At 28.5% G+C, this 26,083-nt stretch carries 27 protein-coding genes; 16 read left to right on the top strand and 11 right to left on the bottom strand.

Features of this window, described 5'->3' with window-relative positions; all coding sequences use genetic code 11:
- Positions 1 to 39 precede the first annotated feature (39 nt).
- Positions 40 to 1,296 carry an HD domain-containing protein gene (locus tag ACKTTQ_RS09955; protein WP_255405211.1) on the bottom strand — a complete coding sequence of 419 codons (1,257 nt, stop codon included), beginning with the start codon at positions 1,294 to 1,296 and terminating at the stop codon, positions 40 to 42.
- Between the two features lie 133 nt (positions 1,297 to 1,429).
- Between ACKTTQ_RS09955 and porX the strand changes: the two genes are divergently transcribed.
- From porX to ACKTTQ_RS09935, 4 genes are read left to right on the top strand one after another with little or no spacing between them, the layout of a single operon-like run.
- A complete protein-coding gene (porX, locus tag ACKTTQ_RS09950; RefSeq protein WP_093871277.1) occupies positions 1,430 to 2,977 on the top strand; it encodes a T9SS response regulator signal transducer PorX in 1,548 nt (515 codons plus the stop codon).
- A 1-nt stretch (position 2,978) separates the two neighbouring features.
- Positions 2,979 to 3,557: a DUF1287 domain-containing protein gene (locus ACKTTQ_RS09945; protein WP_408049104.1), complete on the top strand. Its 579-nt coding sequence runs from the start codon at positions 2,979 to 2,981 to the stop codon at positions 3,555 to 3,557.
- A gap of 38 nt (positions 3,558 to 3,595) precedes the next feature.
- Positions 3,596 to 4,009 carry a tRNA (adenosine(37)-N6)-threonylcarbamoyltransferase complex ATPase subunit type 1 TsaE gene (gene tsaE / locus ACKTTQ_RS09940; RefSeq protein WP_093871279.1) on the top strand — a complete coding sequence of 138 codons (414 nt, stop codon included), beginning with the start codon at positions 3,596 to 3,598 and terminating at the stop codon, positions 4,007 to 4,009.
- Positions 4,009 to 5,208, top strand: a complete 1,200-nt coding sequence (locus tag ACKTTQ_RS09935) for an alanine dehydrogenase (protein ID WP_093871280.1) — start codon at positions 4,009 to 4,011, stop codon at positions 5,206 to 5,208. Before tsaE ends, ACKTTQ_RS09935 begins: the two co-directional genes overlap by 1 nt.
- Before the next feature lie 2 nt (positions 5,209 to 5,210).
- On the opposite strand, the gene ACKTTQ_RS09930 is transcribed toward ACKTTQ_RS09935, so the two are convergent.
- Both ACKTTQ_RS09930 and ACKTTQ_RS09925 read right to left on the bottom strand, forming a co-directional pair.
- On the bottom strand, positions 5,211 to 6,707 hold the full coding sequence (locus tag ACKTTQ_RS09930) for a sensor histidine kinase (protein WP_093871281.1): 1,497 nt from the start codon (positions 6,705 to 6,707) through the stop codon (positions 5,211 to 5,213).
- Complete coding sequence (locus tag ACKTTQ_RS09925) at positions 6,679 to 7,419, bottom strand: response regulator transcription factor (RefSeq protein ID WP_113787212.1); 741 nt, start codon at positions 7,417 to 7,419, stop codon at positions 6,679 to 6,681. The genes ACKTTQ_RS09930 and ACKTTQ_RS09925 overlap by 29 nt, the downstream gene beginning before the upstream one ends.
- Positions 7,420 to 7,592: 173 nt before the next feature.
- On the opposite strand from ACKTTQ_RS09925, the gene ACKTTQ_RS09920 reads away from it, so the two are divergent.
- The 5 genes from ACKTTQ_RS09920 to ACKTTQ_RS09900 all read left to right on the top strand — a co-directional run bounded on the left by ACKTTQ_RS09920 (position 7,593) and on the right by ACKTTQ_RS09900 (position 12,586).
- Positions 7,593 to 9,227, top strand: a complete 1,635-nt coding sequence (locus ACKTTQ_RS09920; RefSeq protein ID WP_093871283.1) for an AMP-binding protein — start codon at positions 7,593 to 7,595, stop codon at positions 9,225 to 9,227.
- 3 nt (positions 9,228 to 9,230) lie between these two features.
- On the top strand, positions 9,231 to 10,544 hold the full coding sequence (locus ACKTTQ_RS09915) for a ferredoxin reductase domain-containing protein (RefSeq protein WP_299134103.1): 1,314 nt from the start codon (positions 9,231 to 9,233) through the stop codon (positions 10,542 to 10,544).
- Positions 10,545 to 10,567: 23 nt separating this feature from the next.
- On the top strand, positions 10,568 to 11,350 hold the full coding sequence (locus ACKTTQ_RS09910; protein ID WP_408049103.1) for an enoyl-CoA hydratase-related protein: 783 nt from the start codon (positions 10,568 to 10,570) through the stop codon (positions 11,348 to 11,350).
- A 7-nt stretch (positions 11,351 to 11,357) separates the two neighbouring features.
- Positions 11,358 to 12,068, top strand: coding sequence for a DUF6733 family protein (locus ACKTTQ_RS09905; RefSeq protein ID WP_093871286.1), 711 nt, complete (start codon positions 11,358 to 11,360; stop codon positions 12,066 to 12,068).
- A 146-nt stretch (positions 12,069 to 12,214) separates the two neighbouring features.
- Positions 12,215 to 12,586, top strand: a complete 372-nt coding sequence (locus ACKTTQ_RS09900) for a DUF4258 domain-containing protein (RefSeq protein WP_408049102.1) — start codon at positions 12,215 to 12,217, stop codon at positions 12,584 to 12,586.
- On the opposite strand, the gene ACKTTQ_RS09895 is transcribed toward ACKTTQ_RS09900, so the two are convergent.
- Genes ACKTTQ_RS09895 through ACKTTQ_RS09885 form a run of 3 tightly spaced genes read right to left on the bottom strand, consistent with a single transcriptional unit; the run spans position 12,583 to position 15,811 of the window.
- Positions 12,583 to 13,170: a YdeI/OmpD-associated family protein gene (locus ACKTTQ_RS09895; RefSeq protein ID WP_408049101.1), complete on the bottom strand. Its 588-nt coding sequence runs from the start codon at positions 13,168 to 13,170 to the stop codon at positions 12,583 to 12,585. The genes ACKTTQ_RS09900 and ACKTTQ_RS09895 overlap by 4 nt on opposite strands.
- Positions 13,171 to 13,175: 5 nt before the next feature.
- Positions 13,176 to 13,601, bottom strand: coding sequence for a VOC family protein (locus ACKTTQ_RS09890; protein ID WP_299134118.1), 426 nt, complete (start codon positions 13,599 to 13,601; stop codon positions 13,176 to 13,178).
- Positions 13,602 to 13,612: 11 nt separating this feature from the next.
- On the bottom strand, positions 13,613 to 15,811 hold the full coding sequence (locus ACKTTQ_RS09885; RefSeq protein ID WP_113787221.1) for an ATP-dependent DNA helicase RecQ: 2,199 nt from the start codon (positions 15,809 to 15,811) through the stop codon (positions 13,613 to 13,615).
- Positions 15,812 to 15,954: 143 nt separating this feature from the next.
- Between ACKTTQ_RS09885 and ACKTTQ_RS09880 the strand changes: the two genes are divergently transcribed.
- The 4 genes from ACKTTQ_RS09880 to lptB all read left to right on the top strand — a co-directional run bounded on the left by ACKTTQ_RS09880 (position 15,955) and on the right by lptB (position 18,888).
- A complete protein-coding gene (locus ACKTTQ_RS09880) occupies positions 15,955 to 16,926 on the top strand; it encodes a KpsF/GutQ family sugar-phosphate isomerase (protein ID WP_299134122.1) in 972 nt (323 codons plus the stop codon).
- A gap of 2 nt (positions 16,927 to 16,928) precedes the next feature.
- Entirely contained in the window at positions 16,929 to 17,750 is an 822-nt protein-coding gene (tatC, locus tag ACKTTQ_RS09875; RefSeq protein WP_093871292.1) for a twin-arginine translocase subunit TatC, read from the top strand.
- Positions 17,725 to 18,069: a carboxymuconolactone decarboxylase family protein gene (locus tag ACKTTQ_RS09870; RefSeq protein WP_093871293.1), complete on the top strand. Its 345-nt coding sequence runs from the start codon at positions 17,725 to 17,727 to the stop codon at positions 18,067 to 18,069. Before tatC ends, ACKTTQ_RS09870 begins: the two co-directional genes overlap by 26 nt.
- Positions 18,070 to 18,153: 84 nt before the next feature.
- Positions 18,154 to 18,888: an LPS export ABC transporter ATP-binding protein gene (lptB, locus tag ACKTTQ_RS09865; protein WP_093871294.1), complete on the top strand. Its 735-nt coding sequence runs from the start codon at positions 18,154 to 18,156 to the stop codon at positions 18,886 to 18,888.
- Here lptB and ACKTTQ_RS09860 read toward each other — a convergent pair.
- From ACKTTQ_RS09860 to ACKTTQ_RS09850, 3 genes are read right to left on the bottom strand one after another with little or no spacing between them, the layout of a single operon-like run.
- Positions 18,885 to 19,334, bottom strand: a complete 450-nt coding sequence (locus tag ACKTTQ_RS09860) for a hypothetical protein (RefSeq protein ID WP_408049100.1) — start codon at positions 19,332 to 19,334, stop codon at positions 18,885 to 18,887. The genes lptB and ACKTTQ_RS09860 overlap by 4 nt on opposite strands.
- Positions 19,331 to 19,756, bottom strand: a complete 426-nt coding sequence (locus ACKTTQ_RS09855) for a GNAT family N-acetyltransferase (RefSeq protein ID WP_113787223.1) — start codon at positions 19,754 to 19,756, stop codon at positions 19,331 to 19,333. Before ACKTTQ_RS09855 ends, ACKTTQ_RS09860 begins: the two co-directional genes overlap by 4 nt.
- 10 nt (positions 19,757 to 19,766) lie before the next feature.
- Entirely contained in the window at positions 19,767 to 20,492 is a 726-nt protein-coding gene (locus tag ACKTTQ_RS09850; RefSeq protein WP_408049099.1) for a CDP-alcohol phosphatidyltransferase family protein, read from the bottom strand.
- A 103-nt stretch (positions 20,493 to 20,595) separates the two neighbouring features.
- Here ACKTTQ_RS09850 and ACKTTQ_RS09845 point away from each other — a divergent pair, with 103 nt between their 5' ends.
- The 3 genes from ACKTTQ_RS09845 (at position 20,596) to ACKTTQ_RS09835 (ending at position 23,923) form a co-directional block, all read left to right on the top strand.
- Complete coding sequence (locus ACKTTQ_RS09845; RefSeq protein ID WP_093871297.1) at positions 20,596 to 21,570, top strand: YheT family hydrolase; 975 nt, start codon at positions 20,596 to 20,598, stop codon at positions 21,568 to 21,570.
- 98 nt (positions 21,571 to 21,668) lie between these two features.
- Complete coding sequence (locus ACKTTQ_RS09840) at positions 21,669 to 22,736, top strand: putative type IX sorting system protein PorV2 (RefSeq protein ID WP_143032799.1); 1,068 nt, start codon at positions 21,669 to 21,671, stop codon at positions 22,734 to 22,736.
- A 2-nt stretch (positions 22,737 to 22,738) separates the two neighbouring features.
- On the top strand, positions 22,739 to 23,923 hold the full coding sequence (locus tag ACKTTQ_RS09835; protein WP_408049098.1) for a lipoprotein N-acyltransferase Lnb domain-containing protein: 1,185 nt from the start codon (positions 22,739 to 22,741) through the stop codon (positions 23,921 to 23,923).
- Here the strand turns inward: ACKTTQ_RS09835 and aroQ are convergent.
- Both aroQ and guaB read right to left on the bottom strand, forming a co-directional pair.
- A complete protein-coding gene (gene aroQ / locus ACKTTQ_RS09830) occupies positions 23,904 to 24,320 on the bottom strand; it encodes a type II 3-dehydroquinate dehydratase (RefSeq protein ID WP_408049097.1) in 417 nt (138 codons plus the stop codon). The two genes, ACKTTQ_RS09835 and aroQ, sit on opposite strands and share 20 nt — an antisense overlap.
- A gap of 119 nt (positions 24,321 to 24,439) precedes the next feature.
- Complete coding sequence (gene guaB, locus ACKTTQ_RS09825; RefSeq protein WP_093871301.1) at positions 24,440 to 25,915, bottom strand: IMP dehydrogenase; 1,476 nt, start codon at positions 25,913 to 25,915, stop codon at positions 24,440 to 24,442.
- Positions 25,916 to 26,083 lie beyond the last annotated feature (168 nt).

Raw genomic sequence — 26,083 nt, 5'->3', positions numbered from 1 at the left:
TTATTTTTGTTTAATTACATCTTTTAATAACAAGATCATTTAACTTTGAACAAGTATTTTAGGGTAACAAAGGTAATATTTCACCACTGGTTTGGTTAAAGCTAAAACATTTAATTGATCTGATGCTTTAGCAATATCTTTCAATTTCCCTTTTTTTGTGTATATTTTTATAGGTTTTTCGGTGTTGTATGCTTGATTTGAAATTTTATTAGAAAACACAAAGTAATTAAGTGCTTCTTTATTTAAGTTAAGCCTATCATTTACTATGGTTATTGTTTCTTTTATCGACTTATCAGTAAATGGAGTTTCTTGAATTTTAATCTTGAGTAACTCTCTATTAACAATCATTTTAGATAAATTTGATAAAATAAAATCGTCATGATTTATCCATTCTTTAATAGCTGATAAAATATCATAATCATCTAATCTAGAAAATATTTTTAAAGTTTCTTTAGTAAAATTATTACTTGATATTGTATTATAAAGAAAATGTTTTAACGCTTTACTTCCAAACAATTCTACTCCATTAGATGCTAACTCTTTTGCTCTTTTTAATACATTGACTAAAATACTTTCAGCAACGATTCCTGTTTTATGTAAATATACTTGCCAATACATTAAGCGTCTGGCAATAATAAACTTTTCAACAGAATAAATCCCTTTTTCTTCTATCACTAGCTCATCATCAATTACATTCATCATAGCTATTAACCTATCAGACGAAATATTTCCTTCAGTAACACCTGTGTAAAAACTATCTCTTTTTAAATAATCTAACCTGTCAATATCTAACTGACTTGATATTAATTGGTATAAAAACTTTCTATGATATCTCCCTTCAAAAACTTCAATAGCCAAACTTAATTTCCCATTAAACTCTTCGTTTAATTCTCTCATAAATTTTAATGAAATTTCTTCATGAGATATTCCATTAACAATACTGTGCTCTAATGCATGAGAAAATGCTCCATGACCAATATCATGTAGCAAAATTGCTATACATAAGGCATTCTCTTCTGCTTCAGAAATTTCAACATTTTTTGTTCTTAATACAAGAACTGCTTTTTGCATTAAATGCATGCATCCTATTGCATGATGAAAACGAGTATGATTTGCTCCTGGGTATACCAAATTTGATAATCCCATTTGAGTAATTCTCCTTAATCGTTGAAAAAAAGGATGCTCAATAATGTCAAAAATTAACGTGTTAGGTATAGATATAAATCCATAAATTGGATCATTTAATATTTTTAATTTATTTGTTTGTGGCTTATTCAAAATAGATAATTGCTTCAATTTTAAGCAAAAGAATTATAATTTATTAACAAAACCAAATAACCGATAGCTTTATTAACGTATTTTTAGCTTTTACAAATACAACAAAACTTATATTTAGCGTTAAATATAAGCTAACACGATAAAAAAACATATGCGAAATATAGATATACTTTGGGTTGATGATGAAATAGATTTACTAAAACCACACATTTTATTTTTAGAAAAGAAAAATTATAAAGTAACATCGTGTACTAACGGTACAGATGCTATAGACTTAGTAAACGAAGAAAATTTTGACATTGTTTTTTTAGATGAAAATATGCCAGGAATTACTGGTTTAGAAACTTTAGCTGCTATTAAACAAATAAACGCAAATCTTCCAGTAGTTATGATTACTAAAAGTGAAGAAGAGTATATTATGGAAGAAGCTATAGGTTCAAAAATTGCTGATTATCTAATTAAACCCGTGAACCCTAATCAAATACTATTAAGCTTAAAAAAGAATTTAGATCATTCTCGATTAGTATCAGAAAAAACTACTTCTAGTTACCAACAAGAATTTAGGAAAATCTCTATGGATTTAGCTATGGTTAATACATATGATGACTGGACTGATTTATACAAAAAACTTGTACATTGGGAACTTGAACTTGAAAACATTAACGATACTGGAATGCTTGAAATTTTAGAATCGCAAAAAACAGAAGCTAATACTCAGTTTTTCAAATTTATTAAGAAGAACTATCAGGATTGGTTAACTAATGATGATAAACCCACATTTTCTCACACACTTTTTAAAGATTACATTATACCTAATTTAAGTGAAGACCAAGGTGTTTTATGGGTTGTAATTGATAATCTTCGTTATGATCAATATCGAGTGTTAGAACCATTTATCAACAACTATTATAAAAAAGAAGAAGAACATTCATACTATAGTATTTTACCAACTGCTACTCAATATGCAAGAAATGCAATATTTTCAGGTTTAATGCCTTCTGAGATGGAAAAATTACATCCTGAATTTTGGAAAAATGATACTGATGAAGGTGGTAAAAACCTATATGAATCTGACTTTTTAACATCACAAATTCAACGTTTAAACTTATCATTACAGCACGAATACTACAAAATTGTTTCTTTAAAAAGTGGTAAAGATTTAGCTGATAATTATAATGGAACTAAACAAAATGATTTGACTGTGATAGTTTATAATTTTGTAGACATGCTTTCACATGCAAAAACAGAAATGGAAGTTATAAAAGAACTTGCAGGTGACGATAAAGCTTATAGATCATTAACTGTAAGTTGGTTCAAAAATTCACCTTTATATGAAATCATTCAAAAAGCACAAAAATTAGGACAAAAGTTAATTATTACTACTGATCATGGTACTATTAACTCTAAAACTCCTACCAAAGTAATTGGAGATAAAAATATTAGTTCTAACTTACGTTATAAAACAGGAAGAAGCTTAAGCTATGAAGATAAAGATGTTTTTGCTGTAAAAAATCCAAAAGATATTTTTTTACCATCTGTAGCTATAAACAGTCCTTTTATTTTCGCTAAAGAGGATTTATTTTTTGCTTATCCTAATAACTATAATCACTTTGTTAAATATTATAAAAATACGTATCAACATGGTGGTATCTCATTAGAAGAAATAATTATACCTTGTGGTGTTTACAATCCTAAATAAAATGAGAAAAACATTTTTTTTTATTTTATTATTTACTTTATGTTTAAACATTTTTTCTCAAAACCAATACGACAAACTCAGTAAAGCTGCCATGAAGTTAACTGAAAAAAAAGTAACTTATGATCCTAGCTATTTTTCAATATCTTATCCCAATGGGGATATTCCTAAAGATAAAGGTGTTTGTACTGACGTAGTTATTCGTGCCTATAGAATTCTTGGTATTGATTTACAAAAAGAAATTCATCTAGATATGAAATCTAATTTTAATCTATACCCAAAAATCTGGGGATTAAGAAAAACTGACACCAACATTGACCATAGAAGGGTTCCAAATTTAATGACATTTTTTAAACGAAAGGGCACTATAAAAACAAATTCTACAAATGCTAAAGATTATCTTCCTGGAGATATTGTTTGTTGGAATTTACATGGAGGAGTTACTCATATTGGGATAGTTGTTAATAAAAAATCAAATAATAAAAAACGTTTTATGATTGTTCATAACATAGGTGCTGGCCAAATACTTGAAGATTGCTTATTTAATTTTAAAATTATTGGTCATTATAGATATAAAAACTAAATTTCTATACTCTCATAAAGTTCTTTATTTTTGTTTTTATGGATAAAAATTATTCTTTAAAAGAAATACCTTTAATAGCTGAAGAAGTTATTAAAAATTTACAAAACAAAATAGTTTTATTTCAAGGTGAAATGGGCGTTGGTAAAACTACTTTAATCAAAGAAATTTGTAAGGTCTTAGGAGTTGAAGATGTGGCTCACTCCCCTACTTTTTCATTAGTAAATGAATATCATACTAATAATAATGGAATTGTATATCATTTTGATTTTTATAGAATTGAAACAGAAGAGGAGGCATACGATATGGGAATAGAAGATTATTTATACAGTAATCAATTGTGTTTAATTGAATGGCCTGAAAATGTTAAAAATTTGCTACCTTTAGAAGCTACTACTATTCAACTTTCATTATTGGAAAGTGGTGAACGTAATATTCAACTAAAAACTAACTAATGAGCTCTATTTCTTCGCCTTTTACTAAAGAACAATTAATGCCACAGCCTGAAATGCTTGAAATAAAAAAGCAAAAAGGAGAACTTTTTATAGGCCTACCTAAAGAAACTCATTTTGAAGAAAAGCGAATTAGCTTAACCCCTGATGCTGTTTCTGCATTGGTTGCTCATGGGCACAGAATTGTTGTTGAAACTGGAGCTGGAGATGGTGCTAATTATTGTGATAAAGAATATTCAGATGCTGGAGCTAAAATTTCTTATGATATTAAAGAAGTTTTTGCTTGTAATATAGTTTTAAAAGTTGAGCCACCTTCTCTTGATGAAATTAAAATGCTTAATCCTCAAGCTGTTCTTATTTCAGCTTTGCAATTAAAAACTCAAGATAAAAAATACTTTGAAGCATTAGCTAAAAAAAGAATTACTGCCATTGCTTTTGACTATATAAAAGATGATCATGGTGTATACCCTATTGTAAAATCACTTAGTGAAATCGCAGGAATTGCCTCTATGCATATAGCTGCAGAACTAATGACTACAGCTAATGGTGGAAATGGTTTATTATTAGGTAATATTGGTGGCGTTCCTCCAAGTGACGTAGTAATTATTGGTGCTGGTACTGTTGGTGAATTTGCTGCTAAATCTGCTATTGGATTGGGGGCTAGAGTTAAAGTTTTTGACAATTCTATAACTAAATTAAGAAAACTACAAAATTGCATTAATACTCCAATTTATACCTCTACTATTCAACCTAAAACATTAGCTAAAGCATTAATGCGATGTGATGTTGCTATAGGTGCTTTAAGAGGTAAAAATAGAGCGCCAGTAGTTGTTACTGAAACTATGATTGAACAAATGAAAAAAGGTGCTGTTATTGTTGATGTAAGTATAGACAGAGGTGGTTGTTTTGAAACTTCTAAAATTACTACACATAGTAAACCTACTTTTACAGATAGTGGTGTGATACATTATTGTGTTCCTAATATACCTTCAAGGTATTCTAGAACTGCTTCTTTTTCTATAAGTAACATTTTTACTCCTTATTTATTAGAAATTGCTGAAGAAGGTGGCTTTGAACATGCTGCTCGATTTGATAAAAGCTTACGAAATGGAATGTATTTTTACCACGGTATTTTAACAAACAAAACAGTTGCTGATTGGTTTGATTTACCATATAGAGATATTAACTTATTGTTTCTATAAATCTAATTATTAATATTATAACTTGGTAAATTAAATTCAAAAACACTTCCTTTATTTACATAACTATTAACAGTTATTTCTGTTTTGTGAAGTTCCATTATTTTTTTAACGATAGCTAAACCTAAACCAATACCTTGTTCCTTATTGGTTAATGTAGCCTTCATGTGTCGATCAAAAATTAATTCTTGATCATGCTCATAAATACCTGGTCCATTATCTTTAATTTTAACTGAAACATAACCTTGCTTATTAGATAGGTATATTGTTATTTTACCATTAATTGGTGTAAACTTTATCGCATTATCCAATATATTCTGTATTGCTCTTTCAATTAATTTGACATCTGCCATTACCGGTGGTAATGATGTTTTAACAATCATAGATATTTTTATATTCTTGTTTTTTGCTAATATCTCATATCGTTGTTTAATATCTAACATTAAATTAGTCAGGTAAAATGGCTCTAAATTTATTTCAATTTGTTTTATTTCAAGTTTAGAATACTCAAATAGTTGATTTACTAAGTTGGATAAATAACAAGCACTCTTTTCTATTATATCCATAAACTCTTTTCTATCATTAATAGCAATACTCCCTTCTTTTATTTTTAAAGTTTCTATATACCCTCTAATAGCTGTTAAAGGAGTTCTTAAATCATGTGAAACATTAGCTATTAGTTCTTTTCTAAAACTATTTATAGACTCTTTTTCTTTAATATTATGCGATATCGTTTGAGCCATGTTATTATATGTAACAGCTAAAACAGATAAATCAGAATTATATGGGTTGGGTATTCTACTACACAAATCTCCCTCCTTAAACTTATTTACATGATGAATGATTGTACGTAAACTTTTAGTTAAAAACCAAATACTTAACCAACCTATGAAAACAGCAAAAATCATAGTTAATAAAGTTGTTCTAGTACATAACTTAAAAAAATAGTCGGTAAATAGTGAATCACAAATCTGTTGAAATTTTTGACTTGCCAATATTATATATATATAACCTTCCTTATTATTTTTTACAAAATGAGCTGCTGAAAATATTTTTTGTTTCCCAGCTTCTCTAGGGTCATCCCCCAATATATACTGCTCTTTATTTTGTATAAACTTTTTTACAGGTAATAAACTAATCTTCTTTAATGGCTTATTCGGATTCGTATGATCTAATACTACTGAATACAAAATTTCTCCAGATTCATTTAGTAAATACACTTCTATAGCTCTATTAACAGCCATCATATCATGCATTATATCGCCAAATAAACTTTTATTTACAGAGCCATCATCTAAAAAAGGAGAATTCTTTTTGAACTTCTCTTCTATTAAATGATTAGCAATATTAGCATTAAGTCTTTGAGTAGTTTCGCTATAAAACTTTTTAACTGAGAAAAATGTTAAAGAAATATACACTATTCCTACAATAAAAATTAGTGTTAAAAACGTAAATCCTAATTTTAAGATTAATTTATTCGATACTGCTTTGTGATTTTTCATGGGAGGGTATCTTTAACTCATCGTTAAACTTATACCCTACCCCCCAAGTAGTTAATATAAATTTAGGGGTTACCATATTTTCTTCTATTTTACCTCTCAATCTATTTATGTGTGAATTTACTGTATGCCTATAACCATCAAAGTCATATCCCCATACTAATTCTAATAATTTCTCTCTACTATAAACTTTACCTGCATTTGACGCCATTAAAACAAGTAAGTCAAACTCTATTGGTGATAAGTTTATTTCTTTATTTTTTAAAAGAACCTTGCGCTTATCTATATTTATAGATAACTCTTTAAATATTAATTCATTGTTAGATTCAATTATTTTTTTGGTTCCCGAAGTATTTTCAAACCTCCTAGTTACAGCTTTCACTCTAGCAATAAACTCTCTTATACTAAAAGGTTTTGTTATATAATCATCTGCTCCTAACTCCAAACTTAATACTTTATCTAGTTCCTCAGTTTTTGCAGTAAGCATTATTATTGGAGTTTGCTTTACTAACCTAATTTGTTTGCAAACCTCTATTCCATCAATATTAGGTAACGTAATATCTAATATTATTAATGTAAAATCATCATTTAAAGCTTTCTCTAAACCTACATCTCCTTTAAAAGCCTTAATAATAGTATAATTAAGGTCTATTAAATGAAATTCTAACAATTTAGAAATTGCAACATCATCTTCAATAATAAGTACTTTTTTCATTTACAAGTATAATAGCATAAAAAAACTGGGGAAAGGCTAACATATAAAATTTAGTCGTGATATAAAAATGATTTTTCTGTGATACTTCCGTGATACTTATAAAAGTTCTTTACCTCATTAAAATTAGCTGCAGCTTTTTTATACATCATAAATACTAACTTAAAAACTATTTTATGAAAAAATCAGCTTTATCACATAGTTCTAATTCTTTAGAATTATATAAACAAAGCAAAGAGGTAAACCAAATAAATAGAGAGTTTAACTTTAATGCTATTAGTAATTTGTCCCCTGAAAATCAAAACCTATTTATAGAATATGGTATTGCAAAAAAAACAACATCTACATTTAAAAGCGTTCTCAATGCTTTTGAATATTGGTTAGGAAAAACTCCTAATAATGTAGCTGCTTCATTTTTAAATGATACAATAACCTATAAAGAATTAGATAATGAAGCTACCATTTTAGCTCTTATTTTAAAACAAAAAGGAATTAAATCTGGAGACACTATTGGTCTGTACACACATCGGTCTATTCATTTTCTAATTGGTATTGTTGCCGCACTTAAATTAGGGGCAATATATGTGCCTCAAGACCCACGGATTGTACCTCCAAAAATGTTGAAAAACATTAGTGAATTAAGTAATCAAAAAATGATACTAACCTTTTCAAATTACAAAGAAAGTGTATCTTTTTTTTCTACTAAACAAACTATTTTAATTGATAAAGAATTAAAAAAGAAGATTTACAGAAATTTATATGGCAACATAAAACTTATTAATTATAAGAATGATAATATTAATAAAATTTGCTTCATTTTATTTACATCTGGTACAACAGGGCTACCTAATGGAGTTCAAGTAACTCATAAAAACTTATGTAATATTCTTTTTAACTCTCCTGGTAACTTAGGGATAAAACCAGGTACAAAAGTAGCACAATTGCTAAATATTTCCTTTGATATGGCTGCTTGGGAAGTTTTAGGTTGCCTAGGTAATGGAGGCACTTTATTAATAAGAGATAAAGATATTAACGAAACTGCTCAAAAAGCTAATGTAATTATCGCTACACCAACTGTTTTAACTACAATTAACTATAAAAAATGTAAAAATATAGAAACTGTGGCTGTTGCTGGAGAACCTTGTCCAGTTATACTTGCAAACACTTGGTCAAGAATTTGTAATTTTTACAACTCTTGTGGCCCAACAGAAACTACTATTGTGAATACAATGAAAAAGTGTATTCCAGGAACAAGTGAATTATCAATTGGCAAACCAACTCCTAATAACACTGTTTATATTTTAAATGAAGATATGAAACCAACAAAAATTGGTGAGGTTGGTATTATGTGGGCTGGTGGAGATTGCGTTACAAAAGGCTATTTAAATAACGATATTTTAAATGCTAAAAAATATTTAGATGACCCTTTTTTGTCCAAAAAAAGTAAAATGTTTAATACTGGTGATTTAGGAAAATGGAATGAGGCTGGAGAATTAATTCATTATGGAAGAGTTGATGATCAAGTAAAAATCAAAGGCTTTAGAGTAGAACTAGATGCTATTTCAAAAATAATTGAAGGTTTTAAAGAAGTTAAAAGAGCAGTAACATTAAAACATCAAAACTTTCTAGTTTCATTTATTGGATTACAAGCAAAAACTAAAACTAATCTTACTGAGCTTATAAAAAAAGCAATAGAGAAAGAACTACCATATTACTATGTACCCAATGAATTTATCTTTTTAAATGAACTTCCTAAAACTTCTAGGGGGAAAATTGATAAAAGGGAGTTAAAAAAATCTTTAAATAAATAAATCATGGAAAATATCATATTACCTCCAAAAAAAAGTTTTCTATATAGATTAGGAAAACATCCTTGGTTAATACCATATCATCGTTTATTTATACTTATTTCATTAATAAATATTGGTATTTTTATAAAGGCATATACCACTTGGAATTGGTTTAAAGCAGAAGGAATTGAAATTGATAAAATAGCCCAGATAATTTTATTCAATTTTGCCTTAGGAATTTTAATTAGACAACAATATGTTATTAATTTATTATTTAAGATCGCAACTAGTCCACCTAAAAATTGGCCTTTATTTATAAGGAGAATTTGTGCTAAAGTATACCACTTTGGTGGCATACATAGTTCTTCCACATCAATGGGAACTCTTTGGTATTTAATTTTTGTAGGTTCATTATACTACCATTATTTAAATTATTTGCCAGGTGTTAATATTGAAATTATCATCATAACCACTATAATCTTGGCTCTATTAATTGTAATCATACTTATGGCTTTACCTCAAATTAGAGCAAAATACCATAATCAATTTGAATTAACCCATAGATTAGGTGGATGGACAGTACTGATTTTATTTTGGGTACAAATGTTTTTGTTTATTAATATTCAAAATACTCACAATACACTTTTTTACAGTTCTAATTTCTGGATATTAATCACTCTAACAATAAGCGTTATTTTACCTTGGTTACGACTTAAAAAAGTAGATATCGAAATAGTGAAACCTTCTAACCATGTAGCACTTACATCTTTTAACTATGGGGTTACTCCCTTTGCAGGTTCATCTACTGCTTTAAGTAAAAACCCTTTATTAGAATGGCATTCTTTTGCTAATGTTCCTGCTCCTGACAAAGATGGATTTAGATTAACCATATCTAGAGCTGGAGATTGGACTGGTAACTTCATTTCTGATAAACCTGAAAAAATTTGGGTTAAAGGTATACCAACTGCTGGAGTTGGTAACGTAGATAAACTATTTAAAAAAATTATTTGGGTTGCTACAGGAAGTGGAATAGGTCCTTGTATTCCACATTTACTATTAAATGAAACTCCATCCGTTCTTATTTGGGCTACAAGAAATCCAGAAAAAACATATGGTGAAAAATTAGTAAATGAAATTAAAGCAGTTCAACCTAATGCTATTATATGGGATACAGATGCTAATGGAAAACCCGATCTAGTTAAGCTTGCTTATAAAGCTTATAGTGACTTTAAAGCTGAAGCTGTAATATGCATATCTAACCAAAAACTTACTCAAAAAGTTGTTCATAATATGGAATCTAGAGGAATTCCTGCTTATGGAGCTATTTGGGATTCTTAAAAATTAATATAAACATAATAAAAATGAACGTACTATTTGAACAAATAGGAAGGGTTGTTGTTGCCAAGCTAAATCGACCTAGCGCATTAAATGCGTTAAATACTGAAACCATGTATGAGCTAATTTCTAAGCTAGAAAAATTTGACAAATCACCTTCAGTTGGCTGTATAATTATCACTGGAAGCGAAAATATTTTTTGTGCTGGTGCAGACATTAAAGAAATGGCTTCTAAAAATTTTTCTCAAATGTTTGAAGAAGATTATTTTGGATATTGGGAAGTATTTTCCAAAATAAAAACCCCTATAATAGCTGCTGTTTCAGGCTACGCTCTTGGTGGAGGCTGCGAATTAGCAATGATGTGTGATACAATTCTTGCTTCAGAAAATGCAGTATTTGGTCAACCAGAAATAAAATTAGGAGTTATACCTGGTATTGGTGGTACTCAAAGGCTTACTTCCTTGGTAGGTAAATCTAAAGCTATGGACATTATCCTTTCAGGAAGAAATATTGAAGCTAAAGAAGCAGAGAACATTGGATTAGCTTCCAAAATTATTTCACAAAATAACTTCTTAAACAATGTCATAAAATACGCCCAAAACATTGCTAATTATTCTAAAACTGCATTAATAGCTTCGAAAGAAGCTATTAATCAATCATTAGAATGCAGTTTAAAAGATGGAATTGTATTTGAACGAAGAGTATTTCATTCTCTATTCAATACTCAAGATCAAAAAGAAGGAATGGATGCTTTTTTAGAAAAGCGAATAGCAAATTTTAACTCAATTTATCAACCAATTAAAAAATAACTTTACCATGAAAAATTTAATAATATCATTTGTAGTACTTACTATATCTGTACTTAACATTTACAGTCAAGAAGAAAAAGAAAATAAAACAAGTTTTGCAATTATGCCTATACATAATAGTGGCGCAGGATTTAATAATGTTTTCTTAGGATCACATCAAATAAAACCAAAAACAAATTTAACTTTTTATAGTGTTTTTTGGGTAAATCCATCTTTTGGTAATCAAGGTAAAGATTTATTTTTAGAAACTGGTATTGGTTTAGGCTACTCTTTAGCTAATAATAAGCTTTATTTAAACCCTAGCTTAGGTTTTGGTCATGGAAAGTTACTATCAGGTGCTGCTGAAACTAAAATTGCTGAAAGTATAATACCTAGTTTGTTTATGATTTATAATTCTGGTAGATTTGAATTTGAAGCATATACCGCTTATTATAAAAGTTTAAGAGGTGAAGGTAACTCACAAGACTTAATGCTTAATTGGGTTATACCAGGGTTTAAAATTAATAAGAGTTTATCTATTGGAGGGTTTTATGAACATCTAGGTCAAACAAGAGCAGATAGTGGAAATACAATTACCTTATACCAATACTTAGGCGCTTATATTAAAACTACTCTTAATAATGGTGTTTGGTTTAGATTCGCAGCTGGACCAAATATTTCTGGCGATCGTGTAAACTCAAAAGAATTTTATAAAATACAAGCTTTTATACCTATTTAAAATTAACTTTTACTGATTTATAACTTGGAAAACCAAAGAGAATAATCTCTTTGGTTTTCTTTTTAATAAAAATCACAAGAATCTAATATTATTTTATAACTCTAACCTTAATTATCTCTACTTTTGCATTCAGAAAAAATTTAATTATGCAGTTATTAAAACGTTTTGGATATTACCTTATAGGATTAGCATTAGGCTCAGTTGCTGTATTGTTTTTTTGGAAAAACAAAAATGTCTCTTTTGATTATGGTATGGATGCAAGAACTTTAAAATCTATAAGAATTAAAAAACGTCTATTTTCTAACGATGTTAAACGAATACTAGCTACAAAAAAAATTGATACTTCATATATTTCTCAAATTTTAAAAAATGGAGATGTTGATTTTGGTAAAAGTAAAGCAAGACAAAAACCTTGTGCTGAATATTATATTACTGGTAAAGACAGTTTAAAAAACATGAGTTTATACGTAACACGTTGTGATTCTACTTCAACTATTGATAAAATATTTATCAATTAACGATATTTATCATGTAAACCTATACCTTTTAATATCATAGGTATTATTTTTTCTAAACGCTTTTGTTTTGTAGTTTCACGTTTAGCTTCTATTAAATAATTTACATATTCTCGTTGTTTACTTAAACTGAAAGAATCAAATTTTTCTAGAAGTAATGAATTACTATCCAATTCATTTTGTAATTGTTGAGGAATTATAATAGGTGTTTTATTTTTTTGTGGTTTTATTGCTTTTCCTTTTTCAGCATTATCAATAGCTTCTAGAGCATAACTTTTTACTAGTTCAACATCAATATCTTTTAATGAATTAAATCTCCACTGTCTCATTGCTTTTGTTTTTCCCTCTTGTGCGTTTATAAGTAATTTGTTTTCATCTTTCAAAAATATTCCTTGATGAAACCATAAACCACAATAATTTTTAAAAGCCGACATCCCTATTATGTTTTTCCCTTTATATAAATAAGCTGGAATTCCCCATTTTATATCTTCCTCTAATGGTAATTCTTGTAAAGCAGAACGCAAGAGTTTTAACTCTTGCGTCCATTTATTTTTGTCTAGTATATATTCTGTTACTTTTAAATTCATTTTTTTTAAATAGAGTTATCACCTAAGGACATCATCCAACTAACACCATATTTATCTTTTAGCATTCCAAATTTACCTCCCCAAAAAGCTTCCGAAAAAGGCATTAAAATAGTACCTTCTTCAGCTAATCCATTAAAAACAGTTAACGCTTCATTTTCATCTTCTGCATTTAAACTAATTGCAAAATTATTTCCAGCTTTAAAATCCTCCTTTTCATTTAAGAAGTCAGAAGCTAAAATAGCCATATTTCCAACCTCCAAAGTACAGTGCATAATAAGTTCTTTTGCAAAGTCAGGAATCATATTGCATATTTCTTCAGGTGCTTCTTTAAATTGCATTAGCATTGTTATTTCACCACCTAAAACATCTGCATAATACTTCATTGCCTCTTCACAATTACCGTTAAAATGTAAATACGTACTAGTTTTCATACTCTTTTAAATTAGTTTGCTACTTCACTCATAAACCTAATTCTCATCAATCGTAATTCATCTTCATCATAATCTCCATCAAACTCATCAAGTGCATCTTGTATTTTATCCGTTTCAGCCTCCATGAAATATTCACTTATCTCTTCTTGCTGATCTTCATCTAATAAATCTTCTATTGCATAATCAATATTAAGTTTAGTTCCAGAAAATACAATAGCTTCCATTTCCTTAATTAATTCAGGCATTTCTAACCCTTTTGATTTTGCTATGTCATCTAATGGTAATTTCCTGTCAGTATTTTGAATAATGTATAACTTTAATCCAGAGTTTACTCCAGTACTTTTTACTATTAAGTCATCAGGGCGCATTACATCGTTTTCTTCAACATAATTCGCTATCAATTTTACAAAATCTTTACCATATTTTTTAGCTTTACCTTCTCCAACACCGTGAACCTTCGATAACTCTTCTAAGTTTATTGGATACTTTAAGGCCATATCATCAATTGAAGGATCTTGAAAAACAGCAAATGGAGGTACTCCTAATTTCTTCCCAACATTTTTCCTTAAGTCTTTAAGCATTGCTACTAACTTATTATCTACACCAGCACCATTAGATTTAGTATTAGTGATAATAGTACCATCGTCATCAGTAGCATATACATGATTCTCTGTCATCATAAATGATGTTGGACTTCCTATAAAATCTTTTCCTTTTTTGGTTAATTTTAAAACACCGTATTGTTCAATTTCTTTTTTAATTAAATCTACTACTAATACTTGACGTATTAAAGCCATCCAATAATGATTGTCTTTATCTTTTCCTATTCCAAAAAATGGTTGTTGTGTGGTTTTATGAGATTTTAATAATGCGTTTTCCTTACCTATTATAGTATTTACCACTTCTTTAGGTTTGTACATTTCATTAGTATCTCTAATTACTGAAAGTAGCTTTACTACTTCATTTTCTGCTTCATGTTTCTTTTTAGGGTTACGCATGTTATCATCCAAATCTGCACCTTCTCCATTTACAGCGTCAAACTCTTCTCCAAAATAATGCAATAAATATTTACGCCTATTCATTGATGTTTCTGCATAACCTACAACTTCTTGTAATAGAGCATGCCCTACTTCTTGTTCAGCTACAGGTTTATTTGCCATAAACTTCTCTAACTTTTCAATATCTTTATATGAATAGAAAGTTAAACAGTAACCCTCTCCTCCATCTCTACCTGCTCTACCAGTTTCTTGATAATAACTCTCTAAACTTTTTGGTATATCGTGATGGATAACAAAACGAACATCTGGTTTATCTATTCCCATTCCGAAGGCAATGGTAGCAACAACAACATCACAATCTTCCATCAAAAACATATCTTGATGTTTAACCCTTGTTTTTGCATCTAATCCAGCATGATAAGGCACCGCATTTATACCATTAACCTGTAATACTTGTGCTATTTCTTCTACTTTCTTACGGCTAAGGCAATAAATAATTCCTGATTTACCTATTCTAGTTTTGATAAATCTAATTATATCTTTTTCTATTTCCTTTGTTTTTGGACGTACTTCATAAAATAAATTTGCCCTGTTAAAGGAAGCTTTAAAAACATTGGCATCACTCATACCAAGCGTTTTTAATATATCTTCTTGTACTTTTTCTGTAGCTGTAGCTGTTAAACCTATTATTGGAACATTATCAATTTGTTTAATAATCGCTCTAAGGTTTCTATACTCAGGTCTGAAATCATGCCCCCACTCTGAAATACAATGGGCTTCATCAATTGCCACAAAAGAAATTTTTTGTTGCCTTAAAAAGGTTACATATTCCTCCTTAATAAGTGATTCAGGAGCAACGTATAACAACTTTGTTATTCCGCTTTCTATATCAGATTTTACTTGGCTTATTTCTGTTTTATTCAAAGATGAATTTAAAACATGTGCTATTCCTTTATTTTCTGAAATCCCCCTTATAGCATCAACTTGGTTTTTCATCAAAGCAATTAATGGAGAAACAACAATAGCTGTTCCTTCTTTCATTAGTGCTGGTAATTGATAACATAATGATTTACCTCCCCCCGTAGGCATGATCACAAACGTGTTCTCATTATTTAAAATGCTATTTACTACATTTTCTTGTAAACCTTTAAACTTATTAAATCCAAAGATTTTCTTTAATGCTTCATATAAATCCGACTGCTCTATACTCATTTCTTTTAATATAAAATTAAAAACAGAAATCTAATTTATAAAAAAACTATTAATAAAAGATATAAACTTTCTTTTTATTAAAAGATTTTGTACCTAAAATATTTCTATTTTTACACTTTTAAATTATACTTAAACTATTAAACTTGAAAAACTCAAGCGATATCCTTTCAATTGCTAAAGAAACATTACTTTCTCAAAGTAATGCTATTGCTAATTTAGCAAATTTATTAAATAACTCGTTTATAAATGCTGTAAACTTTATACTAAATTCTAAAGGACGTGTAATTGTTACTGGTATTGGTAAAAGTGCTAACATAGCTTCTAAAATTGTTGCCACCTTAAATTCAACTGGAACTCCTGCTGTTTTTATGCATGCAGCTGATGCTATACATGGTGATTTAGGAAATGTTCAACAAAATGATACAGTTATTTGTATTTCTAAAAGCGGAAATACTCCTGAAATAAAAGTGTTAGTACCTTTAATAAAAAATTCTAATAATAAAATAATAGCAATAACAGGAAATCCAGACTCTTTTCTAGGAAAAAGTGCAGACTTTTTGTTAAATTCTTATGTTGAAAAAGAAGTGTGTCCTAATAATTTAGCTCCAACCTCTAGTACTACCGCCCAATTGGTGTTGGGAGATGCTTTAGCTGTTTGTTTGCTTGAGTTAAGAGGATTTACTAGTAGTGATTTTGCTAAATATCACCCAGGCGGTGCTTTAGGTAAACGCTTATACTTACGTGTTTCTGACCTTGTTAAAAATAACGAATTACCTAAAGTGAATATTTCTGACCCTTTAACAAGGGTTATTATTGAAATATCAGAAAAAAGATTAGGTGTAACAGCAGTAGTTGATAAAAATGGTTCTATCGTTGGAATTATTACTGATGGAGATATTAGGCGTATGCTTGCTAAGACTACTAAAATTAATGAGCTAATTGCTAATGATATAATGAGTAAAAACCCAAAAACAATACACATAGATGCTATGGCTATTGATGCATTAGATGCACTTGAAAACAATAGTATTACACAAATATTAGCTATTGATGATTCAAATAAGTATGTTGGTGTTGTACATTTACATGATTTAATAAAAGAAGGAATATTTTAACAATGGCTACCAAAGAAATGTCTTTTTTAGACCATCTTGAAGAATTAAGATGGCATTTAGTTAGAAGTTTTGCTGCAATATTTATTTTAGCAATCGTAATATTTGTTAATATTAATTTCATTTTTAATGAATTCTTATTAGCCCATTTAAAACCTGATTTTACAACATATCAATTTTTTTGTAAAATTTTTTCTGCTATTGGAATAGATAGTAGTTTTTGTAACATAGAGTTTGCTCAAGAACTACAAGTACTTAATCCAACTGAAGAATTAATGACAGGTATATGGTCTTCATTAATTCTAGGTTTTGTTATTGCTTTTCCTTATGTTTTGTGGGAGTTTTGGCGTTTTATAGCACCTGGTTTACACAGTACAGAAAGAAAAAAGTCTCGAGGGTTTATTTTTACTTCTTCACTATTATTCTTTTTAGGTGTACTATTTAGTTATTATGTAATTTTACCTATGTCAGTTTTTTTCTTTTATAACTTTTCCATTGGAGATTCTATTGTTAAGAATTTTAAATTAGGAGCCTATATTAGTTTAATTACAAATACGTTACTGGGGGTAGCTGTATTTTTCGAATTACCGGTTGTAATTTTTTTCTTATCAAAAATAGGACTTATAACGCCTCAATTTTTACGTAAATACCGTAAACATGCATTAGTAGTAGTATTAATTTTATCAGCTATTATTACACCTCCTGATGTTGCTAGTCAAGTGATAGTATCAGTGCCAATTATGATTCTATACGAAGTAAGTATTTATGTTTCAAAATATGTAATAAAAAAACAACAAAAAAATGTCTCAAAAAGTCCAAGAGTTTAATGAATACCGTTCTAAAATGAACGAAAAAATATTATCCAATGATAATAAAATAATTAAACGTATTTTTAATTTAGATACTAACGCTTTTAAAGAAGGTCATTTACCTGTAAAAACTAAAGAATTACTTGGTTTAGTTGCTTCTGCAGTTTTACGTTGTGATGATTGTATAGCTTACCACTTAGAAACAGCACATAAAAGTGGTGTTACTAAAGAAGAAGTAATGGAAACATTAAGTATTGCTACTTTAGTTGGAGGTACCATTGTTATTCCACATTTACGTAAAGCATACGAGTACTGGGAAGTATTAGAAAGTAATTAAACAATTTAACAATGTTTTAATGATGCTAGTAATATCTTTTATATACTTTTAAGAAATTAAAACATTGAACTTTTAAACTCACAAATGAAATTAAAAGCAGATAACATACAAAAGCTTTACGGTAGTAGAAAAGTTGTAAAAGGAATTTCTTTAGAAGTAGAACAAGGGGAAATTATAGGATTATTAGGTCCAAATGGAGCTGGGAAAACTACTTCTTTCTATATGATTGTTGGAATGATAAAGCCTAATGGTGGAGCTATTTTCTTAGATGATGAAGAAATTACCGAAGATGCTATGTATAAGCGCTCTCAAAAAGGAATTGGTTATTTAGCACAAGAAGCTTCAGTTTTTAGAAAACTTTCTGTAGAAGATAATATTATGTCTGTTTTAGAATTTACAGATAGAAATAAAGAGCAAAGAAAAGCACGTTTAGAAGAACTAATCGAGGAATTTAGTTTAGGTCATGTTCGCAAAAATAGAGGAGATTTACTTTCAGGAGGTGAACGCAGGAGAACCGAAATTGCTCGTTGTTTAGCTTCTGACCCTAAATTCATACTATTAGACGAGCCTTTTGCTGGTGTTGATCCTATTGCTGTAGAGGATATCCAAGGAATTGTAGCTCAATTAAAAAATAAAAATATCGGTATTTTAATTACTGATCATGATGTTCAAGCTACTTTAGCTATCACAGATAGAACATACTTAATGTTTAATGGAGGTATACTTAAAGAAGGAACACCTGAAGAATTAGCAGAAGATGAAACTGTTCGTAGAGTATATTTAGGTAAAGATTTTGAATTAAAGAAAAAGAAGTTTTAAATCACTAAAACCCTATTTACAAACACAATAGACAAAACAAAACTACTTATTACGAGTAATGAAAAAAATGTTTTTTCTAAGTTTTTGATTACTTCTTTATTCATTCTATTTACCATTCCAAAAGGGATACGAATAAGAAGCATATAAAATAACACATAAAGTATAACTCTAAAATATACTGATAAATTTAAAATTAATAATTTTAATAAATTCCCAGTAACTAAACCTAAAGTTCCCAATACAATAATTCCCGAAAAAAGAAAAAAAGAGTAACTTAGTTTATTAATTATAATTGATTCTCTATTACTTATCTTTTCATTTTCTCCTTCATTAATTTCGTTATTGGTTAATAAGCTCACTTTTTTAAAAACTACTATCTTTTTATATAAAAACATTGCTAAGAATGAAAAAAAGAAAATCAAAAACATTCTTGTAATAAAAATCATAAAGCTTTTTTTAAAAATAGAAAGTTCTGACCTTTTTTAGGGAAATTTTCAATTTTACCGAAATTTTCGTAGCCTTGTTTTAAATAAAACCCTTCTGCTTGAAATGAAAATGTTTCTAATATCGCTAGCTTTGCCCCTTTCTCTATAGCAATTTCTTCAGCTTGTTTTAAAAGTTTTCCTCCTAAACCTTTTTTCCGTTCACTTTCATCAACCCAAAGTATTTTTATCATAAAACCAGCATAATAACCAACCCCACCTATAACACCTCCAACAATTTCTCTTTTATTATTTTTTGCTATTAACTCAATAGGAATCCAAACATCAGGTAATACACGTTCAGTTTGACTATCATTATAATGATTTATTTCAGAAATAATTTTTTCTATTTCATCCTTATTTTGACATTCTTCTATTGTGTTCATTACTTATTTATTAAGGAAGTAATGAAACTACGATGTATAATAAAATAATTATAGGAATAGCTACAAATTTCAAAGCAACAAGTAGTATTAGTGAGGCTATTAAAAATAAATACTTAACTATATTCTCTTTAAAAGAAAAAGTTTTAAACTTTAAAGAAAACAAAGGTAATTCAGTATTCATAACAAAAGTTAGTAATACTGTTATAACTATTAAAAAATATTTATTTTGAACAATATTATTAAAAAATGAATATCCTGAATATTCAAGTATAAGTGGTAATGAAATAACGAATAAACTCATTGCTGGAGTTGGTAAACCTATAAAACTATCGGATTGACGTTCATCAATATTAAATTTAGCTAAACGATATCCAGCACCTAATGTTAATAATAAACCTAAATAAGGTAAATTACTTCCAGACCTTCCATATTCATCAATACCAAAATACCCAACTGCATCAATATCTATTGCATTTACTAATAACTGTAACATTACTATACCTGGTACTACTCCACTTGTTACCATATCTGCCAAGGAATCTAACTGCTTCCCCAACTCTCCTTGTACTTTTAATAACCTAGCAGCAAATCCATCAAAAAAATCTAACCCAATACCAATAATTACTAAAACTGCTGTACCTACAAAATCTCCTTTAACTGCAAAAATTGTAGCAATTGTTCCACATAATAAATTTCCTAAAGTAATTAAATTAGGTATCTGTTTTTTAATATTCATAGTATATAGAATTTAAAGGCGAAAATAAGAAATCATTTTATCAGTTTTACTTTTTCATTGTTTTTTGTCATATTTGTTAAAAATAGCTAATCAATAAAATCAAATGCCAAAAATCACAACTAACTTTACACCAAATTTACCTTTTAGAAATCCTCATTTTAATACAATTTATCGTCCATTATTCATGAGAGATACTATTAGTTATGAAAGAAAAAGGGTTATAACATGGGATAATGACTTTATAGATTTAGATTTTTCATGTATTGGTTCAGATACTCTTGTTTTATTAATTCATGGTTTAGAAGGCAGCTCCAATTCAAACTATATGATCACTACTTCTAAACAACTTAATAAAAATGGATATGATACTGTTTGCATGAATTTAAGAGGATGTAGTGGTGAAGATAACTTATTATTAGGAACTTACCATAGTGGTAAAACTGATGATGTAGATTTTATTATAAATTATTTATGCCAAGAATATCAATACAAAAATATTCTTATTATTGGATTTAGTTTAGGCGGAAATTTAGCTTTAAAATATTTAGGTGAATATGATGCTATACCTGAACAAATAAAAGGAGGAATTGCTATTTCAGTTCCTATTGATTTAACAGCTTCTCAAGCTGAACTTGCTAAATTTAAAAATAAAATATATTTAACAGAGTTTTTGAGAACTATGAAATTAAAACTCCTTAAAAAATCTGAAAAATTTCCTGATTTTAAGCTTGATAAAAAATTATTATTCAAAGCAACTCGTTTTAGACATATTGAGAAGCAATATACAGTTCCTGTTTTTGGATTTGAAAGTTCAGAAGATTATTGGAAAAAAGCAAGCTCTAAACCTTATATACCTAACATAAAACACACCACACTATTAATAAACTCATTAGATGATAGTTTTTTAACAAAAGAGTGTTACCCTTATAGTGAAGCTGAAAATTCTACTAATTTTTATTTATTAACTCCAAACTATGGAGGTCATGTTGGTTTTTTATCTTCTTTTTCTAATTCACATAATTATTGGTTAGAACAAAAAATTATTGATTTTATCAATGAAAAAGTTATTTTAACTTAGGTTTTAAGTAAGTTAAATATGTTAAAAACAATATCTATTAAAAATGATAGTTATGTTCTTAGTATTTTAGATATTTGTATATCATTCAACCTTAAATATTGAAAACACGTTTTTTATTTTTTATTGTACTATTTACAAGTACATTACAAGCTCAATTCAGAAATTATTCAAATGAATTTTTAAGTATTGGTGTAGATGCTGGCGCTTTAGGTATGAGTAAATCTGTAGTAGCATCTACTAATGATGTCAATTCTATTTATTGGAATCCAGCTGGATTAGTAGCTGTTGAAGATTATCAAGGCTCCTTAATGCATGCTTCCTATTTTGCTGGAATTGCAAATTATAACTTTGCTGGTTTTGCAATGCCTATAGATCAAAGGAGTGCTTTAGGTATAGCTATAATTCGTTTTGGTGTAGATGACATTTTAAACACAACAGAATTAATTGATAATCAAGGAAATATTGATTATAATAGAATAAGTCTTTTTTCTGCTGCTGATTATGCTTTTAATATTGGTTATGCGAGAAAAATGATATTAGATGGTTTTCAACTTGGTATAAATGCTAAAATTGTACGTAGGGTTATTGGTGATTTTGCAACTTCTTGGGGGTTTGGTTTTGATGCAGGAGTTCAATTTGAAAGAAATAATTGGAAATTTGGTTTAATGGTTCGAGATATTACCACAACTTTTAACACTTGGGCTATTAATAAAACAGAATTTGAAAAAATTAAAAATGCTATTCCAGGAAAAAACCAAGAATTACCAGAAACTACAGAAATAACAAAACCAAAAGCTCAATTAGGTATTGCTAAAAGTTTTTCTATTAATCGTTTTTTTAGCTTACTTGCTGAAATTGATTTAAACATGAGGTTTACTAAAACAAATGATATCATTGCTTCTGATTTTGTTAGTATAGACCCTTCTTTGGGATTACAATTAGATTATGAAAAAATGGTGTTCTTACGTTTAGGTATTGGAAACATTCAAAATACTACTGAATTTGACGGAAGTAAATCCACAGCAATTCAGCCTAATTTGGGTGTTGGTTTTAATTACAAAGGCATTCAAATTGATTATGCTTTAACAAATATTGGTAGTATTGGTAATGCTTTATATTCTAATATTTTTTCTATTAAGTTTGATTACAGTTTTTTTAGACAATAACTATGCTTAAAAAATACCTTATTCTATTTTTTGTTTTATTTGTTTTTAATTTTTCAAATGCTCAACAAGGCATTAAACTTTCTGCTTACGCTGAAGTAAGTGTGCTAACTTATGGTCCAGGTTATGCCCTGTATGAAAAATTTGGTCATACTGCTATTAGAGTACAAGATCCTGTTTTACAATTAGATTTAATTTATAATTACGGTTTTTTTGATTTAACTGAAAGTAATTTTTATGTAAACTTTACAAAAGGCTACATGAAATATAAATTAGTTCGCTATTCCTTCCCTCCTTCTTTAAGAGGCTATAATGAAGATCAAAGATGGGCAAAAGAGCAAATTTTAAACCTTACTAATAAACAAAAAAATAGTTTTTTTAGCTATTTAGAAAATAATGCTCTTCCAAGCAATGCTAGTTATTTTTATGATCCTTTTTTTAATAATTGTTCAACAAAACCAGCAGATATTATTAAAAATGTGTTAGGAGATAATGTAATTTTTAAAGATGATTTTGTTATTGAAAATTCCTCTATTAGACAACTCATGAATAATGAAATACATACAAATACATGGGGAAGTTTGGGTATTAATATTGCCTTAGGCAGTAAACTAGATAAAATAGCTACTTCAAAAGAATATTTATACTTACCTGACTACGTTTTTAAATCTTTAGCCTGCTCAAAAGTTATTAAAAACGGAAAAGAGGAAGACCTTGTTATTACCACTAAAAACCTTTTAAATTACCCTGAGAAAAAGTTAAAATCAGATGCTATTAGCCCTTTTATAATCTTTTTTATACTGTTCCTTATTGGTTTAATTATAACCATTAAAGATTTTAAAAATAACTCACGATCAAAATGGTTAGACTTTTTAATTTTTTTTACAACTGGCATTTTTGGAATCTTAATTATTTTCTTGTGGTTTTTCACTAATCATTCAACAGCTCCTAATAATTTTAATATTCTTTGGGCTTTTGCTCCTAACATTATAATTTCTTTTCTTATAAATAGAAAAAATCCACCAAGGTGGATTTCTAAATACATTTTACTATTACTAATTTTACTCGTATTAATTCCAATTATATGGATATTTAGAATTCAACTTTTTCCTATTGAATTACTAAGCTTTTTTATTCTACTTCTAATTAGATATACTTATTTATTAAAGTTTACAAAAAACTTTGAATAGCTAACTCATAACTTTGTAAACCAAAACCTGTAATTATTCCTTTAACATTAGGAGCTAAATAACTTTTATGTCTATACTCTTCCCTTGAATAAACATTAGAAATATGCACTTCAATTACTGGAGTATTTATTGCTTTAATAGCATCAGCTATTGCTACAGATGTATGAGTATAAGCAGCAGCATTTAAAATTACTCCATCATAATCAAAACCTACTTCATGTAACTTATTGATAAGTTCACCTTCAATATTTGATTGGTAATAGCTCAAATTTAAAGATGTAAATTTTTTTTGTAAACTTTGGTAAAACTCGTCAAAAGAGTTATCTCCATAAATAGTAGGTTCTCTCTTTCCCAATAAATTTAAATTGGGTCCATTTATAATAAGTACTTTTTTCATTTCTTTCTTTAAATAAAAAGTAAAGTTAGCAATAGTTATTTACATTTACCTTTAACTAAACAAAAAACCGTTGAATATTTAAAATACTCAACGGTTTAGTAATTTTTATATAGATTTTATTATCTTCTACTATAATTAGGAGCCTCTTTAGTAATAGCTACATCATGTGGATGGCTTTCATTAATTCCAGATGCAGTAATTCTAACAAACTTACCCGTGTTTTTAAGTGTTTCAATATCCTTAGAACCACAATAACCCATTCCTGCACGTAAACCTCCTATAAATTGATGAATACTTTCAAATAACTCACCTTTGTATGGTACACGCCCAACAATACCTTCAGGTACTAATTTTTTAATATCATCTTCAACATCTTGAAAGTAACGATCTTTCGAACCTTTTTTCATTGCTTCTACTGATCCCATTCCTCTATAAGACTTAAATTTACGTCCTTCATATATAATTGTCTCTCCTGGTGATTCCTTAGTTCCTGCTAATAAAGATCCTAACATTACACAATCTGCACCAGCAGCAATTGCCTTTGGAATATCACCTGTATAACGAATACCACCATCAGCAATTACTGGTATTCCAGAACCTTTTATAGCCGCAGCAACTTCTAATACTGCTGAAAACTGTGGAAAACCAACACCTGCAACTACACGTGTTGTACAAATAGAACCTGGTCCTATACCAACTTTAACAGCATCTGCACCAGCATCAACCAAATATTTTGCTGCTTCAGCAGTAGCTACATTACCTACTACTACATCTAATTCTGGAAACTTTTCTTTAACCGATTTTAATGCAGCTACAACAGTTTTTGTATGTCCGTGGGCTGTATCTATAATAACAGCATCAACACCTGCTTTAACTAAAGCTTCTGCTCTATCTACAACATCAGCTGTAACTCCTAATGCAGCTGCTACACGTAAACGTCCAAAAGTATCTTTGTTAGCTATTGGCTTTTGAGTTACTTTAGTTATATCTCTAAAAGTAATTAAACCAGTAAGCTTATAATTTTCATCTACAATTAATAATTTTTCAATCTTATTTTGTTGGAGAATTTTCTCAGCATCTTTTAACGATGTACCAACATTAGCAGTAACTAAATTTTCAAAAGTCATTACTTCTACAATTGGCCTATTATTTTTATGTTCGAAACGTAAATCTCTATTGGTTACGATTCCTTTAAGAGTGCCATTATTATCTATTACTGGTATACCTCCTATCCTATGCTCTTTCATTAATCTTTTAGCATCTGATACTGTAGCTTCTAGAGATAAAGTTACAGGGTCAATAATCATCCCACTCTCAGCTCTTTTTACTTTTCTTACCTCCTGAGCTTGTTGCTCAATAGTCATATTCTTATGTAATACTCCAATACCACCCTCTCTTGCAATTGCTATTGCCATTGCAGACTCAGTTACTGTATCCATTGCAGCAGATACAATAGGAACGTTTATTGTTATATTTTTAGTAAATTTTGTTTGAATTGAAACTTCTCTTGGAAGAATTTCTGAATATGCAGGAACTAATAAAACATCATCATATGTTAAACCTTCTCCTACAATTTTTGACTGGTGAGCATCCATAAATGTAATCAATTTTACTCTTTAAAAAGAGCGTTTAGTTGTTAAAAATTAATTACGTGCAAATATACTATAATTATTCTTAAACTATAATTTAAGTTTATGTTAAGTTTCTTTGATAATTATTTAAATTAAATCTAAATAAACTTTGTAAAGTTTAAAAAAGTTTAT

This window comes from Tenacibaculum halocynthiae, from assembly GCF_964512825.1.
Lineage (GTDB): Bacteria > Bacteroidota > Bacteroidia > Flavobacteriales > Flavobacteriaceae > Polaribacter > Polaribacter halocynthiae.
Note: the sequence above shows the minus strand (reverse complement) of the source record. Positions and strands in the feature narration are given on the sequence as shown.